This window comes from Pseudoalteromonas sp. 1CM17D, assembly GCF_023161805.1.
Lineage (GTDB): Bacteria > Pseudomonadota > Gammaproteobacteria > Enterobacterales > Alteromonadaceae > Pseudoalteromonas > Pseudoalteromonas atlantica.
On record NZ_JALNTP010000005.1, the window covers coordinates 155,068 to 175,174 of the forward strand.

Consider the following 20,107-nt stretch of genomic DNA (forward strand, 5'->3'; position numbering starts at 1 on the left):
GAGTTCTCTATGAGTATCCATGATAAATTAAAACGAGTACGTAAGCCTCGCGTTCACATCACCTATGATGTAGAAACTGAGGGTGCAGCAGTAAAAAAAGAATTACCATTTGTTGTTGGTGTAATGGGGGATTTCTCAGGAGATAACACTGAAGTTTTAAAGCCATTAAAAGATAGACGTTTCATTCAGATTGATCGTGATAATTTTGATGATGTTTTGAAGCGTATGAGTCCTTCATTAAATTTAGTTGTTGAAAACACTTTAAGTGAAGATGACTCTCAATTTAATGTTAGTCTTAACTTTAAATCGATTGAAGATTTTGAGCCTGCGGCTGTTGTGAATCAGGTTGAACCATTGCGTAAACTAATGGAAACGCGTAATAAATTACGCGATCTAATGACTAAGATTGACCGTTCAGAAGAGCTAGAAAATGTTTTAGAAGAAGTATTAAGTAATACTTCGAACCTTGATTCTATCGCTAAGGAACTTAAGCTAGAGGAGACTGAAAAATGAGTGCAGAGCAACTAAGTACTGAATTAGAGTCAACAGCTGAGGCAAGTTCATCGTTATTGGAGCAAGCAATTGGTGCTACTAAGCAAACTGATGCAAGTCGCGCAGAAGAGCTTCTTAAAACGTTAACTGAAGAGGCATTAAAAGGCACAGTTCAATGGAATAAAAACATGACTGTGACATTTAATGAAGCAATTCAATTAATTGATCAAAAAATATCAAAACAGCTTAGTGTTGTCATGCATAGCGATGAGTTTCAAAAGCTAGAAGGTTCTTGGCGTGGGTTACACCACCTTGTAATGAATTCTGAAACGAGCTCAACGCTTAAAATTCGTGTTTTAAACATGAAGAAAAAAGAATTGCATAAAGATTTGAGTAAAGCAGTTGAGTTTGACCAAAGCCAAACATTTAAAAAGATTTACGAATCTGAGTTTGGTACACCAGGCGGAGAACCTTATGGCACAATTGTGGGCGACTATGAATTTACTAACCACCCAGAAGATGTTGAAACGTTAAGCTTAATGTCGAACGTGGCAGCGGCTGGTTTCTGTCCATTTATTGCAGCTTCGTCACCTTCTTTATTCGGCTTTGATAACTGGGAAGAGTTAACTAAACCTCGAGATTTAGAAAAAGTGTTTGAATCATTAGAGTACACAAAGTGGCGCTCGTTCAGAGACAGCGATGATTCACGTTTTGTATCGTTAACTATGCCTCGCTTCTTATCACGTTTACCTTATGGTGCAGCTTCTAAACCTGTAGAAGAGTTTAACTATGAAGAGTTTGAAGTTGAACCAAAAGCAGGGCGCTCAGTAAGTACCGAAAATAGTGACTACTGCTGGAGTAATGCAGCTTACGCAATGGCCACTAATATGACCAAGGCGTTTTCACAATACGGTTTTTGTACTGCGATTCGTGGTGCTGAGGGTGGCGGTAAAGTTGAAGGCTTACCAACGCATATTTTCACAAGTGATGATGGTGATCCGGATCTTAAATGCCCAACGGAAATTGGCATAACAGACCGTCGTGAAGCAGAGCTTAGTAAACTTGGTTTCTTACCTTTATGTCACTACAAGAATACTGATTACGCTGTTTTCTTTGGTGGGCAAAGCTGTCAAAAACCACAAGTATATTCAACGCCTGACGCGACGGCGAATGCTGCAATTTCAGCACGCTTACCTTATTTAATGGCCACATCTCGTTTTGCACATTACTTAAAAGTGATGGCGCGTGATAAAATTGGTAGCTTTATGGAAGCAGAAGATGTTGAGTCATGGCTAAACCGTTGGATTTTATCATACGTAAATGCGACAGAGGGTGGTGGTCAAGATATCAGAGCACGCTACCCGTTAGCCGATGCGAAAGTATCAGTTAAAGAAATACCAGGTCAGCCAGGTGCTTATAACGCAGTGGCATGGTTAAGACCTTGGCTACAAATGGAAGAACTTACTTCTTCATTACGCCTTGTAGCTAAAATTCCAGAGATTGGTTAATTAGCCAATCTTTAGCGTTAAGGATAATGCAGTAAAATGAATCACGAAGAGTTTTCATTTATAAATCAAAACTACGCTTTTCATCAAAAGTCGCAGTCTAGAATTAGCGATAATGATGCTTTATTAGAGCGTTTTCTATATGAAAAAAACTTAGATAAGGCACTGTTATTGTGGCTTGAAGGCTCTTCTGATTCTCCCATTTCTTGGAGCAAAGAATCGCTTGGTCCTTATTTACAAAGAATAATTGTAGAACTTGACCAACTAATTTCTCAGCAACTAAATAATATAATTCACCACACGCGATTTCAAAAGTTAGAAGCAAGCTGGCGGAGTTTATATTGGTTAACCCTTCAAACAGAGCAATTTGACAAAGAAAATAAAGTAAAAATAAAGGTACTAAACTGTGATTGGGCAACCCTCTCTAAAGATGTCAATAAAGCAATAGATTTCGACCAAAGTTACTTTTTTCAATTACTTTATCAAAGTGAATTTGATAGCGCCGGTGGCGAGCCTTTTGGTGTGGTAATTGGCGACTACGAAATTAGTAATATGCCCTCTAATGGCACTATTTATAACGACATTGATACTATTAAAGAAATCTCGCGTACCGCGGCTGCTGCATTTTCACCCTTTATATGTTCAGCGTCTCCAAACCTTTTTGGTGCAGATAATTTTTCTGATCTCGGGTATTACGCTGATTTATTTAATCAATTTGAGCAACCTGAATATGTAAAGTGGCAAAGCTTTAGAGCAATGGAAGAGGCACGCTTTGTTGGTTTAACGTTACCGCACGTTTTAGTCAGAGCACCTTACACTAACGATGGTAAACGCCATCAAGATTTTTACTTTAAAGAACAAATTAAAAGCCCCGAAACAGATATGTTATGGGGTAACGCTGCATTTCAGTTTGTATCAACAATAATTAGAGCCTATTGCGATAGTGGTTGGTTTGGGCATATTAGAGGTATTGAGCCAGGAAAAGTGTCAAAAGGACTAGTTACAGGGCTTGCAAAAGATAGTTTTGCAAATGATACATACCAAAAAGAGGCAAAACCGCCACTCGATTTATTGGTGACTAGCAAATTTGAAAAGCAGTTTTCTGAACTTGGATTTATCCCAGCATCATCAGTTACTAACTCAGAGCACATCGTTTTTTATAGCAACGCATCGGTACAAAAAGCAAATAATTACGAATCCAGCGCAGCTAATATTAATGCGCGCCTTTCATCTATGTTGCAATACATTTTATGTGTTTCACGCTTTGCACATTATTTAAAAATATTAGCACGCGATAGAGTGGGCTCTTACATAAATGCTCATGCATGCGAGCGTGATTTACAAGCGTGGATAAATAACTATACAACCGCATCAGACTCTGCATCAGAGCAAATCAGAAGTAAATACCCACTGAGCAATGCGCGCATTAAAGTAAGTGAAAACAAAGCAAATCCGGGTCATTTTTTTTCTGTTTTACAATTACAACCCCATTTTCAATTAGATCAAATGGTCTCGAGCATTAAATTAATAACAGAGCTCAGTCCTCATCACAAAATAAAGGAATAACCATGAAGAAAATACAAAGCTTAATCCGCGAGGGAAAATTAACTGAAGCACTTAGCCTATGTGCTGCAGAGCTTCAAGATGAGCCTTTAAATTTTGATATCAGAAGTAGCTACGCTGAGCTACTTTGTATAAATGGTGAGCTTGAAAAAGCTGATAAACAACTCGACTTTATGGTTCAAAAGAATCCTGAGTTTGCTGTCGGTGCTGTAAATCTTAGACATTTGATCCGTGCTCAGCAATCACGAATAGACTTTTACAAAGGTAAAGGGATCCCTAAATTATTTCATGATGCTGATGAGATAGACACATTGTTTTTAAAAATGCATGTGGCATTGTTAGATGGTGACATAGACGAAGCCGCTGAGCTTTCTGCACAAATGGAAACCTTAAGAGTAAGTTCGTTAAATGATGCAGAGTCTGTGGCACGCGACTTGGACGATACATTAAACCCTTATTTAGAAGTATTAGGGACAAATGGCGAATTTTACTTGGCAAATTTTGATGAAATTGAGTCGATAAAAGTAGAGCCTGTAAGTTCAGTATTAGAAAGCATTTGGCTACGCGTTGAAATAACGATTAAAGAAGGCCCTTCAGGCACAGCACATTTACCGCTTGTCTATGCCAATGCTGAATCGGATCTTGAAAAATTAGGTCAGGTTTCGGACTGGGTTGAACTCAAAGATGAATTCATTATTGGTAAAGGCATGAAAATGCTGTTTGTGAATGATGAAGCCATCACAATTCCTAATTTAAAAATTAATGCTGTAGAAGCAGCATAATTTATATTTGAGCAATAATGATAGAACATAAGCAGCAGCTTCAAGCATCTATTTTAGATAGGCTCATTGATGATGAGCCTGACTTTCAAGATGCACCATCGCGTACCGAAGGGATCACAATAAGTGAGCTACGTAAAAATGTGCGCAGAGATATAGAAGCACTGCTTAACGCCCGAATTCAATGGCATACGTGGCCTACACAATATAGTGAGCTTGCTACATCGTGTTTATCGTACGGTTTACCTGATTTTTCAAGTATGTCGGTCAGTTCTCACGAAGGTCGAGCACTGCTATGCGAGACAGTTAGAAACACTATTTTAAAATTTGAGCCACGATTTTTAGAAGTTGAAGTATTTACTGATGAAGAAGTGCCGGTTAATCGCGTTTTAAACTTGCGTATTAATGCGCTTTTATACGCTGATCCTGAACCAGAATTTATAAGCTTTGATTCTGAGGTAGAGCCCGTAAATTTAGGTATGAAGATTATTGAGGCATCATTATGAACGATGAATTATTAAAGTATTACAATCGTGAATTAGCATTTGTGCGTCATTTAGGTAAAGACTTTGCTGAGAAATACCCAAAAGTAGCTGGGCGTTTAAAGCTTAGTGAAGATCATGTTGAAGACCCTCATGTATCACGGCTTATTGAATCGTTTGCATTTTTAACAGCCAATATTAGACAAAAGCTAGATGACAGTTTTCCTGAATTAACGGATGCTTTATTAGGGCAGATGCTACCAGATTATCAAGCACCTATCCCTTCTATGTCGATTGTAAAATTAGAAGCCGAAAACCTTTCAACCGCGGGTGTTGTCATCCCAAGAGCAAGTGAAGTTGAAACTAACGTTGATTCTATGAAGCAATGTAAGTTTCAAACCTGTTACGAAACCTACCTTTGGCCCATTGAAATCACTAAAGCCCAGTTTGATAACAGCCCTTTTGTAGCGCCTAAGCCGCGTTGGCATGAAAAGGCAAAGTCTATATTTAAGTTAGAGCTAACCGGTGAATACAAGGGCGTTTCGCTTGCAGAAACTGGTTTAGAAAAACTTCGCGTATATATAAACGGGCAGTGGCACCATACTCTTAAAGTGTACGAACTGTTATTCAAACACAGCATTGGTATAGCCATAGATAATGGCGTAGAAGGCATTAAATACTTATCAAAAAACCAATTAAAAGCGGTCGGGTTTGAAACACACGAAGCGGTTGTGCCTTACTCTCAGCGCTCTGCTGCCGGTTATCGTTTATTGGTTGAAAACTTTACTTTTCCTGAGAAGTTTCGTTTTTTTGAACTTGAAGGCATACGCGGTGCATTACCTAAAAACTCCAACAAATGTGATATCTATATATACCTTGATACTGAGTCAAGTGAGCTTGAGAAACAGGTTGATGAGGATATGTTTTTACTCGGGTGCACGCCAATAATTAACTTATTTGAACAAGAACTTGAGCCAATTCGCCCTGAGATAAGTGAATACGAGTATCAACTTGCACCGCGTTATATGGACTCAGAAATTTCTGAAGTGATTGGTATTTCAGAGGTTATAGCGTTTGATCACAAAGGTAATAAACAAGTCGTTGCGCCATTTTATGGTCAAACTCATCCAAATTATCAAGGTCACGAAGACCTATTTTGGCATATAAGAAGAGAAACAGCGTCGTGGGCGGGCGGTTATGTAGAGTCTGGCACCGAGACATTTATGTCATTGGTAGATGCCAAATTTGAAAACAGCGCTATGGAATATGGTGAAGGTAACTCTGTACTCACTGTACGCGCACATTGTAGCAACCGTAATTTACCTGCGAGTATGCCATTTGGCGACGATGAGCTTGGATTACTGATGCCAGAGCGCGGCGATGTAATTAAAAAAATTCGTTGTTTAGCACCTTTTACACATGCAGTTAGACCCGTATTAGCCGATGCAACGCGCTGGCAGCTTGTTAATCATTTAACACTCGATACGTTTAGCGGTGAAGATGCGTGTAATAAATTAAAAGAAGTACTTCGTTTATATGACTTTAGAGCATCGCCTCAAACCAAAGGGCTAATAGATAATATATATCGCGTTAGTATTGAGCCTGCAACCGCGCGTGTTATTCAAAAAGGCAGGGTAAGTTTTGTAACTGGCAGCGAAATAGAAATTACTTTTGCTAACGATGATTTTTCGGGCAGTGGCATGTTCTTTTTTGCCGCAGTGTTGGATCATTTCTTTGCTCAGTTTGCCGCTATAAATAGTTACACACGTTTGAGCTTGCGTTTAAAAGAGCAAGAGCAAATATATTATCAGTGGCCTGCGCGCGTAGGTGACAGACCACTATTATGATAAAGCAACTGATCGCCCAAGCTTCTCAAGTCGATTTTTATAAAGCGGTTTTCATAATTGAAAACCAGCTTAAAAAGCGTGGCTTTGATTATCGCCACGTTGGCTACGATAGCAACCCAAAACAAGAATTAATAAAATTTACGGCAACACAAAAGTTTGGCTACCCGGGAAATTCAATTACTAAGCTTGAAGAAGCTGGTTTTGAAGATGGCTTGCATAAAGTAAATATACAGGTGTCATTTATGGGGTTAACTGGCTGCTCTGGTGCATTACCGCAATTTTATAGCGAACTGGTTATGCAAAGGCTGCGCTATAAAGACACAACCATGCGCGATTTTTATGACATGTTTAACCATCGCCTGATTTCTTTGTATTACCGAGCTTGGAAAAAATATAAACCTTCACTAAATCATATAAATAACGACAAAAAAAAAGACCCGTATACTCAAATGTTGGGGCTATTAAGTGGTGGGTATAATGAACATCAGTTGCACTTTTCAGGTTTGTACAGCCGAAAAATTCGCAATGCTTTTGACTTACAAAGTGTGCTTGGTTCTTATCTTGGCTGTGAAGTAAAAATAAATCAGATGGTTGGTCAGTGGTATGAGCTAAAGTTGCAAGAACAAACGGCTTTAGCTAGTCAAGTTATGTATGAAGGTCAACATGCGCGGCTCGGGGTTGATTCAGTGATAGGTAAGCAGGTATGGGATGTGTCTTCTAGCATAGAAGTGCATATAAAACCCAATAAGCCTTGCAAAGTCAAACAACTTTTACCAAGGGGTGAGTTGTTTCAATTGGCAAAAAAAATCACAAAAGATTATATAGGAAACTCTATTCAGTTTCGTTTAATAATTGAAGCTGATTTTACATGTTTAGATACAGCCCAGCTTTTAGAGGATAAAGCCCAACTTGGAATTAATTCTTTTTTAGCAGTACAAAATAACAAATCAAAATCTAACCCTACTAAGTTATCGTTTAAGGGATAATTAAAATTAAAAGGAACACTGTATGTCTTCGATGACACTCAATAAATTAGTTGAAAAACTAAGCCCTGATTGCAGAAAAAGCCTAGAGGCGGCGGTTGCAATTTGTAATAGCAGAAGCCACTTTACAGTGGAGCTTGAACACTGGTTACTTGCCATGATTGAGCAACAACTAGATGATGTTAGACTTATTTTTGGCTCTTTTGACATTGATATTGAAAAAGTAAAACAAGACTTAAATCAATCTTTAGAAGCGTTTAAAACCGGTAGTGAGTCATCACCTAGTTTATCTGTACATGTTACTAGCTTATTAAAGCAATCTTGGTTAAGTACCAGTATTGAGTTTACAGATAATCAAATTCGCAGTGCCTACGTTATTTATACGCTTGTAAAAGACGATACCTTATCGAGCTTAGTAACCCGTTGCAGTAAGTTATTTAATAAAATAGAGCCAGGGCAGTTGCTTCATGCGTGGCCAGAAATAGTTGCTCAATCGCAAGAGCGTAATCATTCAGTACAAAACACGGCTAGCCAATCGGCTACAAACTCTAAAACCCCGAGCCTTGACCAATTTACTGTTGATTTAACTGCTCAAGCAAAAGCCGGAAAAATAGATCCTATTTTAGGACGCGACTTCGAAATTCGCCAGATGGTTGATATTTTGACCAGACGCCGTCAAAACAACCCTATTTTAACCGGTGAAGCGGGTGTAGGTAAAACAGCCGTAGTTGAAGGCTTAGCTTTAAGAATTGCACAAAAAGATGTACCGGCCGTGCTGCAGAATGTAAAAATTCACAGCTTAGATTTAGCACTATTACAAGCTGGCGCAGGTATGAAAGGCGAGTTTGAAAATCGTCTTAAATCATTAATTAACGAAGTAAAAAATTCAGTTAACCCGGTTATTTTATTTATTGATGAAGCTCATACAATGATTGGTAGCGGTGGAGCCGCAGGCCAAAACGATGCTGCTAACTTATTAAAACCAGCACTTGCTCGCGGCGAACTTAGAACCATTGCTGCTACAACGTGGGCTGAATATAAAAAGTTTTTTGAAAAAGATGCTGCTCTAACACGCCGCTTCCAAGTGGTAAAAGTAGAAGAGCCAACGCCAGAAAAAGCAGTGGCTATGTTACGTGGTTTAGTGCCCGTAATGGAAAAACACCACAAAGTATTTATTTCTGAACAAGCACTCGAAAGTGCAGTGCACTTATCGCATCGCTATATTACGGCAAGGCAACTACCCGATAAAGCGGTGGCATTATTAGATACTGCCTGCGCGCGGGTGGCAATGAGCCAAGCCTCTACACCAAACACTATAGAGCAACTTGTAAATCGATTAAGCGAAATAGAAACACAAGTGCAGATGCTACACCGTGAACAGAAAACAGGTTTAGATCATTCAGTGCAGCTAGACACACTTAAAACTGAACTTGTAACTATTGAAGAGCAGTTAGCGCCATTAACAGAGCAATTTAAAGTAGAAAAAGAAATTGTTGCTGAGCTTAATAAGGCGCTCGAGTCTATTAACTCAGATCAAGAAAATTCATCAGATGAAATTTTAGCCAATCTTAAGCAGAGTAAAGAAAAGTTAACTGCTTTTGAACATAATATGGTTCATTGGCAAGTGGATGAAGAGCTTATTGCACAGGTTATATCAGATTGGACTGGCATACCTGTAGGTAAAATGCACGAAGATGAAATACATGGCATTTTAAACCTTGCACAGCAAATGAAAAAACGTGTTGTAGGGCAAGACCATGGGTTAGATTTAATCGCTAAGGTAGTGCAAACATCTCGCGCCCAACTAGCAGATGAAAGCCGACCTAACGGTATTTTTATGTTGGCAGGTCCAAGTGGTGTAGGTAAAACCGAGACTGCACTTTCGCTTGCACAAGAAGTGTATGGCAGTGAAGAAAATGTCACCATTATTAATATGTCTGAGTTCAAAGAAGAGCATAAAGTATCACTACTGCTTGGTTCACCTCCTGGGTATGTAGGTTATGGCGAAGGTGGCATATTAACCGAAGCCGTAAGAAGAAAACCATACAGCGTAGTGCTGCTTGATGAAATGGAAAAAGCACATCCTGGTGTGCAAGATATTTTTTATCAAGTATTTGATAAAGGTACAATAAAAGACGGTGAAGGTCGAGATATCGACTTCAAAAATACAATTATAATTATGACCTCAAATGTGGGTACTGATACCACCATGAGCTTATTTGAAGACGAAGAAAGTAAGCCAAGTATTAAAGGCTTATTAAAAGCATTACAAGATGATTTACTCGCTTCATTTAAGCCTGCTTTTTTAGGTCGTATTAATGTAATTCCGTACATCCCACTAAGTGACGATATCCTTTCAGAAATTGCCTCATTACAAATAGCAAAAATTGTTCAACGCGTTAACAAGCATTACGATGCTGAGCTTAAATATGAAAATGACGTAATAGAATATATAATTGATAATTGCCAAAATGCAGGGTCCGGTGCTAGGAACATACACACTATTTTGCAAAATAAATTATTACCATTATTATCTGAAGTTTTACTTTCTAGTATGATTGATGATAAAAAAATAAATAGTATAAAGTTGGCTGTAAAAGATAATGAATTTAATATTGAGTTAAATTAAACTTTATTTAAATTAACTTTGTATTAAGGTTGTTTCTTTGATTTTAGGGTATTATAATTTTGTTGCCTTAATTCACTACATGGAATTTTTGAGACATTGTCTTCATCTAAGGAAAGGAATCTGAAGGCCTTTTCATTGCTGTATTAAAGATAATGATTTCAAAGGAATTTTTGGGAAACCAAAGTAAATAATCCAGTCTAAATGGATAACATTGTTTAATTAAAAGGAGCATTATCAAATGCAAGCAAATACATATTTAAAATACGGTCCAATCAAAGGCGAAACTACGGCTGAGTCTTTCAAAGATTTAATCACAGTATTATCTTTAGATTGGAATGTAAGCCGTGAAATTAGTGCAGCAACTGGTACAGCAATGGACCGTGAGTCTAGCTCTACTCGTCTTGGCGATGTAACTATCACTAAACTTCAAGATAAAGCATCTCCGGATCTTTTCAAAGAAGCAACTATTGGTAAAGGCCTTCCAGCTATTTTCCATATCACTAAGCAAGGTGATAAAGTTGAAGAAATCATGAAAATCGAACTTACAGATGCAATGATTTCTAGCTACTCTGTATCAGTTCAAAACGATCGTCCTATTGAAACAATCACTATCAGCTACACAGAAATGATGATGACTGTTACTCCAACAGACGACAAAAATAACATTACTGCTCCACTTGTATACGGTTACAGCGGTGTTAAAGGTCAACAAATGTAATTTTTGTTACCTTATAATGGCTCTGAGCTTTTGCTCAGAGCTTTTTTTGATCTTTAGGATGGGAAAGGCAAGGAATGCAACAAGCAACACAAGATAATAACGTAATTCAAATTAGCACCCCTGCTGGTAAAGATGCCCTCTATTTAACCCGATTTGTTGCTCAAGAGGCAATGTCAGATTTATTTGTTATGTCTGCCAATATGTACACGATTGGTAAACAAATAGCGCACGAAGATTTAGTAGGTAAGCCTGTATCTATTAAAGTAAAAAATGCTCAAGGCGGTGGTGAACGTTACTATCACGGAATAGTAAGTCATTTAGTATCAAATGGTAGCCGCACAGCTGATGTAGAAGAACAAAAAAACTATATAGATTATCAGGCAACTATCGTTCCGTTCGCAGCATCAATGCGCAATCGTAAAAACAGCCGAATATTCCAAAAGAAAACTATTAAAGAAATATTTGCTGACCTATTTGGTCAACATAATGTTGCCTTTAGTGATAAAACCAGCAAGACATACCCTAAATACGAGTACTGTGTTCAGTACCAAGAGTCAGACTTTGACTTTATTCAACGACTTTTTCAGCAAGAAGGTATTTTTTACTTTTTTGAGCACACCAATAGCAACCACACACTGGTACTTGCAGATGATATAACTGCATACGAGGTATGTGACGAAGCTAAAGTTGTTTATTCAACTGGCCATTTAAGCGAATCACACGTATCGCGTTGGCAGGGCGGTTTAAGCATTGCACCTGGCAGCTTTAAACGCGTTGGTTACGACTTTAAGCAGCCATCACGCTACCCAGACGGAGAGCAAGCAAACCCACAGCTCCCGACGCAATCAGTATCAGAAATTTTTGAATACACGGGCGAGCAAGAATGCCACCCGCGCGCAGCTAATTTAGCATCTGTTCAGCTTGAGTCATTACAGCGAGACATGAAGCTTTCTAGTGGTCGCAGTGATTGTCGTTCATTTACAGTGGGTAAACTCTTTAGCTTTAAAAAGCATGAAGATCCACGTCTTGAAGGTAAAACATTTGTTATTACCTCTATGATGACGTCAATAACGGTGCCTAATCAGTCTGGCTCTCAGCAGTCGTCAGTAGAAGAAGTGTACTCGAACCATTTTGAATGCGTACCCAAAGATATACCCTACAGAGCGCAAATAAATAAGAAAAAACCAGTTATAAACGGTGTGCAAACGGCAATCGTAACTGGCGACAGCGCCGATGAAATAATGATTGACCAATATGGTCGCGTAAAAGTGCAATTTGACTGGGACCGAGAAGGTAAAAAAGATTCAAAAAGCTCGTGTTGGATCCGTGTTGCGCAAAATTGGGCAGGTAAAAAGTGGGGGGCATTTTTCTTCCCTCGGGTAGGCCAAGAAGTACTTGTAGACTTTATAAATGGCGACCCAGACCAACCAATTATTAGCGGAGCAGTGTACAACGCAGATTTAATGCCTCCGTATGCACTACCTGGCGAAAAAACACAAAGTGGTATTAAAACACGCTCTACCAAAGAAGGCGGAGCCGATAACTTTAATGAGCTAAGGTTTGAGGATAAAAAAGGCAGCGAGCTGGTTTATATTCAAGCAGAAAAAGATAAGCAGCTTTACGTAAAAAATGACCAAAACGACAAAACAGATCACGACCATAATATTGAAATTGGCAACGATCGAAAAGTTGATATTGGCAATAATGAAACACTAAAAGTGGCTAAAAATCGCAGTGACGATATAGGTGAAAACGACACGTTAAAAGTGGGTAAAACACTTAATATTGAAGCTGGTGATGAAATAGTAATTAAAACAGGCTCTGCACAAATTAAAATGAGCAGCAGCGGTAATATAACTATAGAAGGCACTAATATAGACATTAAAGGCAGTAACGTTAAAGTTGATGGTAGCGCCATTACTTTATCTGCCGGCATGATTAAATTAAATTAGTGCAGTTATGGAAATAATAAATAGCTTTTATACAGGGCATAGAAATGGCATTAATAATAATGGTTACGTTGTATATTGCCGTTACGGTTTGCCGTATTTAATTTGTTTGCCAATAAATAGGCCAGATGATCCATTGCTAAATCCTGCATTAACGCATTTAAAAGCTATGGATGGTTATTATGCTAATCAGTTTTTAAGTAATTTACATAATGCTTTAAATAGTGAAGATACCATAGCCGCTTTGTATCAGTACGCATTACAAAGCCCGGTATCAATTTCGGATTATAGTAAGGCAGAATTAGTAGATACCTTATCGGGTTTAGTTTCTCAAAGTAAATTATTAATTATTCCTTTATTTGATTAGTTTTATTGTCAAAAAGTAAATAAGACAAGGAGTCTTTATGGGTAAGCCCGCAGCTACAATTGGTCATATGCATGTATGCCCTAAAACCACAGGTACAGTCCCGCATGTTGGCGGCCCTGTTGTGGTAGGCTCAACTAATGTATTAATAGGTAGCATGCCCGCAGCACGTAAAGGCGATATGTTAGTGTGTATTGGCCCACCCGACAGCATAAAGTCAGGCTCTGGTAGCGTAAAAATTAACGGTAAACCCGCAGCTCGAATGGGTGATGATAGCTCCCACGGCGGAAAAATTGTTGTTGGTAACCCTACTGTATTAATAGGTGGCTAACCTTGCTGTCTACTTACATAAGTAATCATCAAGCACAATTGCTCTGTATTAGTAAGGCGCAGTGCTGCCCGTTTACTTCTGTAGGTTATGTAAAAACACTTAAAAAAAAGCTGTTAGAAACAACGTGGCTAACCGCTAAAAAAAATAATACTCCTCAACACTTTACACAACCCGATTTAACTTTAATTAATACGTTAGTAACGAGTGAGCAAAGCCTTGATGTGACTGCGCAGGCATGTATAGAGGTTATGGCTAATTTACCGCAAACAATTAACCTGGCTTTTATAAACTCGTTGCTCAACAGCCCATCCCTGCATGACTTAGCAAAGGCTGTTATTTATAAAGTTTTATTACAGCAACACAGCTTTAATTTAATTGCATTAATTGACTTAAACACTATTTATCTTGCATTGGCTGATAGTACCGAACAAGAGGCAACATCAGCCGAAACAGTGGCGCTTATCAGCGCATTCAACCCTAATGCAAACATACAAGTACTAAAGCATGTGTTTGATGAGCTATGTAAAAGTAAGCTTGTTAATTCACCGTTAATGTCGCTTTTTTTATTATCACTAAGTTGGGAACAAGTAAACGCATTAAGTAATTACGCAAGCAATGTTTTAACAGTAGATGACACTTTGCATGTGCTATTACAAAGTGGCTATGTAAAGCTAGTGCCCTTAGCGTGTATGTCGTTGAACCAAGTAGAAAACCCAACAGCTATTATTGCCTTAATAAGGCGAATGCTCGGTGATAAGCTCGATTTACTCGTAAGCTATGACATTCAAGTAAATGCATTTAATGCTGAACAACAAGCACTAGTGGCTTTTAAACAGCAGTTACAGCAAAACTGGCCTAAATACGAGGAGGAGCTTTGCTTGCAGAGGTTTGTAGGTGGCAAATCTCTTAATAAAAGGTTAAACGCAATAGAAATGTCGGCAATGGACTGTTATAGCCAAGCAATATTTAATTTGTATACCTACTACAAATCGATGGCTAAAAATGTAAAAGCAGAGGCGCAAGCATGAAGGCGTTTAATGTAAACGTAAGCTGTTTTTCTACGCCTTTGTCGCAAGACATAGATACACTGCTATATGCAGATACTCCAAACCCACCTAACGGTATTACTTGGCAATCATGGAATGCCTGTATTTATGATTGCATAGTAAAAGCGAAAGAACTTTTTGCAAAAGTAGAAGACTCAAACTTACCACTTGTATGGTTATTGCCAGCACTTGCGTACCAAGATGAGCTAAAGCAGCTTTTAGCAAAAAGTTTTAAACAGTTGTTCCCTGAGCATGTAGAGCACTTATTATTTTATGGCGCTGTTGGTGCTAATACGTTAGTGCAGTTGGCGGTGCAAAAAAAATGGCATAAGGCAAACGTGATTGCCATTGATGCTACCTATAAAGCCGATAAAAACAATGAGTGGGTATACTTAGGAGTAGGTGGTGCACTCGCGACTATTGAAACGGCTCAAATTGGCTGGATGCAAACTAGTCATGAATTTGCTCCTTCAATAGATTTTATAAAGCACGACCAACTAGGCGGTATATTTTCAAAAATCGCACAGGATAACAAAGACCATATAGATCTTATATTTGCACCTGGCAACGGCATACATCAGCAAAGTGATGTTTGGCTGACTAATTTACAATTGCTCAGTAATTTAATTAATGAGCATACACATTATGAATTACCTAATTACAAATTAGGTAAAATTGGTGCGCTTGAAGGACTCGTCAATTTATATCAATTGACCTCAAGCCCGGCTATTGTAAATCACTTTAAACACGCGTTAGTGATTTCTCAAGAACAATCAAAATATCAGGCCGCAGCATCATACTTATGGATAAGTGAGGAAGTACACAACTAATGCAAAGTAATACGGTTGTTTTACAAGGAACGAGTTACCCCATTTGCCTAGTTGCTGGCAAAGGCCAAACGCCGTCAGGTTATGCGCCAAGTGTGGCAAACACCCCTGAAACGGCTAAACAACAAATAGCTCAAATTGGTGGTGCGTTAACAGGTGACGCTGCAAAACGTCTTGATGTAATTAATTTATTAAATAGCGCTGGCGTTAACTGCCCACGCAGTGCCTCTGCCCGCGAAACCGCAAGCGTACTTACCCAAGCCTTAGTAAGTGGCGCAGTAACGTGTTACCACCAAAAAGCAAAGTCGGCCATTCAAGTAAGCGATAATACAAATAGTGGCTCAGCGGGCAAAAAGTCGAGCAATAAATCAAGCTCAACCGCATCAGGTAAAAGCGCATCGCAAGCACCCGCTAAAAATACGGGGGGTGCAAGTAATAACACTGCAAGTGAAGAGCCCATTACAAATCAAGAGTGCCGTTCTGATCCGGTTTCAATGCTCTCTGGCGAAGAAATCCTCCCGCTTATCGACTTTACCCTAGCAGGCAGCCGCCAATTAGTGTGGCGACGTTTGTATCGCTCATCTCATGCTGATGTGTGCACAACAATGGGTAATGGTTGGCGCCACGACTTTATGACAAGCCTTACTGAGCATTATTTGCCGCCACCAAAAGTGGGCCCTAAACAAAAAGGCACTTACTGGTTAGAGTACCAAGACGAGCACGGCGCTAAACATAAATTTGAAAAGGTGAAACCTGGCCAATCAAGCTATCAGTTAAGTAGTAACCTTGCGCTACATTACCAAACAAATGGTAAGCAAGTACTTGTAACACCAGATGACCAACACCTTACGTTTAAACCAGGCGAAAGCGCGTGGCTGCTTGAAAAAATAATTAACGAAAAAGGCCAAAGCATCGCGTTTTATTACGATGCTAAAGAGCGCCTACACCGTATAGAAGTAAATAAAGTACGTGGCTGTATAATTAGCTACAACGCGCAAGGTTTATTAAGCAAAATAGCAGCGTACTGCACTGATAAAAACAACAAACAGCAATTGCTATCACCCATGCTTGCTAGCTACGAGTACGACGAAAACAAAAACCTTGTTCAGTCTACTAATCAGCAAAACGAAACTGAGCGCTACGCGTATAACGCCGCTAACTTATTAACAAAGCGTACCCGAGCCAGTGGCTTTAGCCATCATTTTGAGTGGGATAGCTACTCACCCAGCGCTAAATGTATAAAGCAGTGGGGCGATAACAACACCTATACCTACCAGTTTGAATACAACCCTGAGCGCGGTGAAACAACCTGTATAGACTCTCGAGGCCACAAAGAGCACTTTGTACATAACGCACAAGGCAAACTGGTAAAACATACCGACCCTAACGGCAACGTTTGGCAATATACATACAATGCACAAGGCCAAAAACTCAGTGAAATTAAGCCCGATAGCAGCACAACGCGCTATAGCTATACACCTTTCGGCCAATTAGAAACAATAACGCAGCCAGATGGTAGCCAAACCCATTTTGCTTACAACCAACTTGGGCAACGTGTACTAACTACCTTACCTGATGGCCAAACCATTACGCGTAAATACAGTGTGGCTGGCTTATTACAAAGCGAAACCTTTGGTGATGGCCGCACCACATTATACAGCTACGATAAGCTCGGCCAGTTAACTCAGCATATTAATAAAAATGGTCAAATCACTAAATTTATTTGGAACGAGCAAGGCGAGCTTTTAGCAAAACACCATAACGATGAGTTAATACGTTACAGCTACGACAGCCTAGGCCGCGTAAATGCCACACTGAATAACGCAGGCTTACTCACCCAATATAAATACAATGAGCACGGCCAGCTTACACAAACAATTGCCTTTGATGAAAACAACCCTGAAAATAAACAGCATCAATACTTTAGCTACGACGAAGCAGGGCGATTAATTAGCTCGCAAAACAGCAAAGGCGACACAACAGAGCAACACTTTGAAGGGCTAAGCCAACCGCATTGTGTTATTCAGCCCGATGGCAGCGCACTGCATTTAACGTACGACAAAGAGCGCAACTTAACAGCCATCGAGCGAAGCGACGGCCACGTATACCGCATAAGTTACGACGCGAACGAAAACCCAACACAAATAACCGGGTTTGATGGCACGCTACAGCAATATAAATACGATGCCTGTAACCGCTTAACTTCAGTAACGCAAAGCAACAAACGCCACGTAAAAATAGAGCGCGACAGCCTTGGCCGTGTAACTGCGCAGCATGCAAGCCTTGCAAGCGACTCACATATAATTAATAACGCCAATTACTACAGCTATAACTTGCAAGGTAAAATTACTCGTGCGCATAATGCGCAATCAACCTTAAAGCAGCAGTTTGATAAAGGCGGCAGGCTACTGTGCGCCGAGCAAGTTAATAACCAGCAACAAGCGCATACTTTAAAATACAGTTACGACGAATACGGCAGAAGGCAAACCCTTACCCTGCCAGATTCAACCACGCTTAAATACAGCTACAACCAGTTTGGCCAGCTAAGCGGCATTAACTTACTCCAAACCAACAGCAAAGAGGCTGAACTTGCAAAGCCGCTTGTAACATTAAGCTACGACAGCCAAGGTAATATTAAAACCCAACAGTTTGGTAACAGTATAACCCTTACTCAACAGTTTGATGTATTTAACCGTTTAACGCAGCAACAGCTCACGCACCCAGCACAAGCATTATTTGATACCTGTACGTACAACTACGACAGCATCAACCAGCTGATTGCCCGTAAAAACGAAGGCGTAAGCAGCCAAAATATCAATTTTGAATACAACAGCTTGGGTCAGTTAATAAAACAAACATTGGCAAGCTCAGGTGCTGATACAATCACAAACTACCAGTGGGATAGCTTTGGTAACCCGCAAAGTCAGACTGTTCAATCAAACACAAGCGATGCAGACACTAGAAATACAAGCACGTGTGATAAAGAAACTAGCGATACAGCTAACGGCGACCAAGGTGCAAAACATAAGGCTGCCAATGCTGAGCATACAGTCAGCTCTTCTATTGATTTAACACGCGCCACGCATAGCGAATACAATGAGTTAGCACCAAATAGTAGTGAAAGTAGTAGTAAAAATAGTAGCAACGCAGATTTAGTAGTAAATAATGAAGGCACTAATAACACCACAATAAACAGTGCCACCGACGCAGACCGCCTAACTCACTTTGGCGATAGCGACTTTTACTACGACGAGTTTGGTAACCAAATACGCGAAACCGGCAAAGGCATTAAAACCCGCCGTGAATACAACGCGTTTAATCAGTTAAGCTGTTTTAACAACAACGGCACGCTCACCCAATACGACTACGACCCACTCGGTCGTCGTATTGCCAAGCACACCGAGCACGGTAAAATTGACTACATTTGGGATAACGATCAGCTAATTGGTGAATGCCAGCACGGTGAATATACCTGGTATATCAACCTGCCAAACCAATTTCACCCAGTAGCACTGATTAAACAAGGTGAGGTGTACTACTACCACCTAGACCAACTTAACACCCCACGCTTTGTAACAAATAACAAATCAGAAGTCGTATGGGAAAACCAAGCCGATGTGTATGGGTATGAAGAACCAGAAGACGAGTCTGACACGAATAAAGAACATAGCTTCACTCAGCCAATACGCTTTCAGGGGCAATATTTAGATGAAGAGAGTGGCTTACATTACAACCGCTACCGCTACTACAGCCCTAAACAGCAGCGCTTTATAAACCAAGATCCAATAGGTTTAGTGGGCGGGATAAACCACTATCAATATGCGCCGAATCCGGTGAATTGGGTTGATCCGTTTGGGTTGTTGTGTAAAGAAGGTGAAAAAAGATTAAAGAGAATGCTGGATACCTTGGTAGATAATGGCTTTGAAAAAGAAGTAATTGATGCCATTTTTAAAGTAGCAATAGCATGTACTCCAATTGACAATCAAGATATATCTACGATTAAATATTCACCTGGGAAAGATAACTATCGTAAAGAACACATATATGACATAACGGGTCTTAATGAAGAAAATAATCTCATTACACTGAATAAAGTTAATAAGTCAGGTGAAATGACCCCTGTAACTATAAGTATTGATAAATTTGCAGAGCAACACAGAGTAAACGGCGAAAAGGTCAAGATTAACCCTGATTCAAAACCAACTAAGTATCATAAACGCACAGTTGGAGAGGTGGCTGAGGCAAGAAAGGCGTTTCCGGCTAAGAGAACTAAATTTATAATAAATTATGCGGCAGAAGCAATTAATGACGATAACCATGAGGCGCACAATCATTTTACTCAAAAAGAATTAAAACGTATGAAAAAGACTGGTGAAGTACCCGATGGCTTCAATGTACATCATAAAAAACCAATCTTCAGGTGTGAATCAGGTGAAAACCCTAATGATTTAGATAATTTAGAATTATTAACGGAAGACTTTCATAGTAGAGAAAATAAAAAACTTCATTGGTATGAAGAGGGTAAAGAGCCGTATGACGAAAACGGTTTTGGCCCGCGTTTAGGTTCAGAAAGAGTTTAATCGTTTTATATT

Annotated in this window: 15 protein-coding genes; all 15 read left to right on the plus strand. The window is 39.5% G+C overall.

Annotated elements, in window-relative coordinates; all coding sequences use genetic code 11:
• Positions 1-9 precede the first annotated feature (9 nt).
• The 15 genes from tssB to MSC25_RS11045 all read left to right on the plus strand — a co-directional run bounded on the left by tssB (position 10) and on the right by MSC25_RS11045 (position 20,095).
• Positions 10-513: a type VI secretion system contractile sheath small subunit gene (gene tssB, locus MSC25_RS10975; protein ID WP_055015750.1), complete on the plus strand. Its 504-nt coding sequence runs from the start codon at positions 10-12 to the stop codon at positions 511-513.
• A complete protein-coding gene (tssC, locus tag MSC25_RS10980; protein WP_055015749.1) occupies positions 510-2,000 on the plus strand; it encodes a type VI secretion system contractile sheath large subunit in 1,491 nt (496 codons plus the stop codon). Before tssB ends, tssC (MSC25_RS10980) begins: the two co-directional genes overlap by 4 nt.
• A gap of 36 nt (positions 2,001-2,036) precedes the next feature.
• Positions 2,037-3,563 (plus strand): type VI secretion system contractile sheath large subunit, encoded by a 1,527-nt coding sequence (gene tssC, locus MSC25_RS10985; protein ID WP_248443410.1) that lies wholly within the window; start codon positions 2,037-2,039, stop codon positions 3,561-3,563.
• A 2-nt stretch (positions 3,564-3,565) separates the two neighbouring features.
• Positions 3,566-4,342 carry a type VI secretion system accessory protein TagJ gene (locus tag MSC25_RS10990; protein WP_248443412.1) on the plus strand — a complete coding sequence of 259 codons (777 nt, stop codon included), beginning with the start codon at positions 3,566-3,568 and terminating at the stop codon, positions 4,340-4,342.
• A gap of 17 nt (positions 4,343-4,359) precedes the next feature.
• Positions 4,360-4,845 (plus strand): type VI secretion system baseplate subunit TssE, encoded by a 486-nt coding sequence (tssE, locus tag MSC25_RS10995; protein WP_064387136.1) that lies wholly within the window; start codon positions 4,360-4,362, stop codon positions 4,843-4,845.
• Complete coding sequence (gene tssF, locus MSC25_RS11000; RefSeq protein ID WP_248443413.1) at positions 4,842-6,668, plus strand: type VI secretion system baseplate subunit TssF; 1,827 nt, start codon at positions 4,842-4,844, stop codon at positions 6,666-6,668. The genes tssE and tssF overlap by 4 nt, the downstream gene beginning before the upstream one ends.
• A complete protein-coding gene (gene tssG / locus MSC25_RS11005) occupies positions 6,665-7,654 on the plus strand; it encodes a type VI secretion system baseplate subunit TssG (RefSeq protein ID WP_096042746.1) in 990 nt (329 codons plus the stop codon). The genes tssF and tssG overlap by 4 nt, the downstream gene beginning before the upstream one ends.
• A gap of 22 nt (positions 7,655-7,676) precedes the next feature.
• Complete coding sequence (gene tssH / locus MSC25_RS11010) at positions 7,677-10,280, plus strand: type VI secretion system ATPase TssH (protein ID WP_248443414.1); 2,604 nt, start codon at positions 7,677-7,679, stop codon at positions 10,278-10,280.
• Between the two features lie 238 nt (positions 10,281-10,518).
• Positions 10,519-10,998: a type VI secretion system tube protein Hcp gene (locus MSC25_RS11015; RefSeq protein ID WP_055015742.1), complete on the plus strand. Its 480-nt coding sequence runs from the start codon at positions 10,519-10,521 to the stop codon at positions 10,996-10,998.
• Between the two features lie 74 nt (positions 10,999-11,072).
• Complete coding sequence (gene tssI / locus MSC25_RS11020) at positions 11,073-12,950, plus strand: type VI secretion system tip protein TssI/VgrG (protein WP_248443415.1); 1,878 nt, start codon at positions 11,073-11,075, stop codon at positions 12,948-12,950.
• Positions 12,951-12,957: 7 nt separating this feature from the next.
• On the plus strand, positions 12,958-13,314 hold the full coding sequence (locus MSC25_RS11025) for a hypothetical protein (protein ID WP_024032868.1): 357 nt from the start codon (positions 12,958-12,960) through the stop codon (positions 13,312-13,314).
• A gap of 37 nt (positions 13,315-13,351) precedes the next feature.
• Positions 13,352-13,642: a PAAR domain-containing protein gene (locus MSC25_RS11030; RefSeq protein WP_096042749.1), complete on the plus strand. Its 291-nt coding sequence runs from the start codon at positions 13,352-13,354 to the stop codon at positions 13,640-13,642.
• A gap of 2 nt (positions 13,643-13,644) precedes the next feature.
• Entirely contained in the window at positions 13,645-14,670 is a 1,026-nt protein-coding gene (locus tag MSC25_RS11035; protein WP_248443416.1) for a hypothetical protein, read from the plus strand.
• Positions 14,667-15,518, plus strand: a complete 852-nt coding sequence (locus MSC25_RS11040) for a hypothetical protein (protein WP_064387130.1) — start codon at positions 14,667-14,669, stop codon at positions 15,516-15,518. Before MSC25_RS11035 ends, MSC25_RS11040 begins: the two co-directional genes overlap by 4 nt.
• Complete coding sequence (locus MSC25_RS11045; RefSeq protein WP_248443417.1) at positions 15,518-20,095, plus strand: RHS repeat-associated core domain-containing protein; 4,578 nt, start codon at positions 15,518-15,520, stop codon at positions 20,093-20,095. The genes MSC25_RS11040 and MSC25_RS11045 overlap by 1 nt, the downstream gene beginning before the upstream one ends.
• Positions 20,096-20,107: the final 12 nt, after the last annotated feature.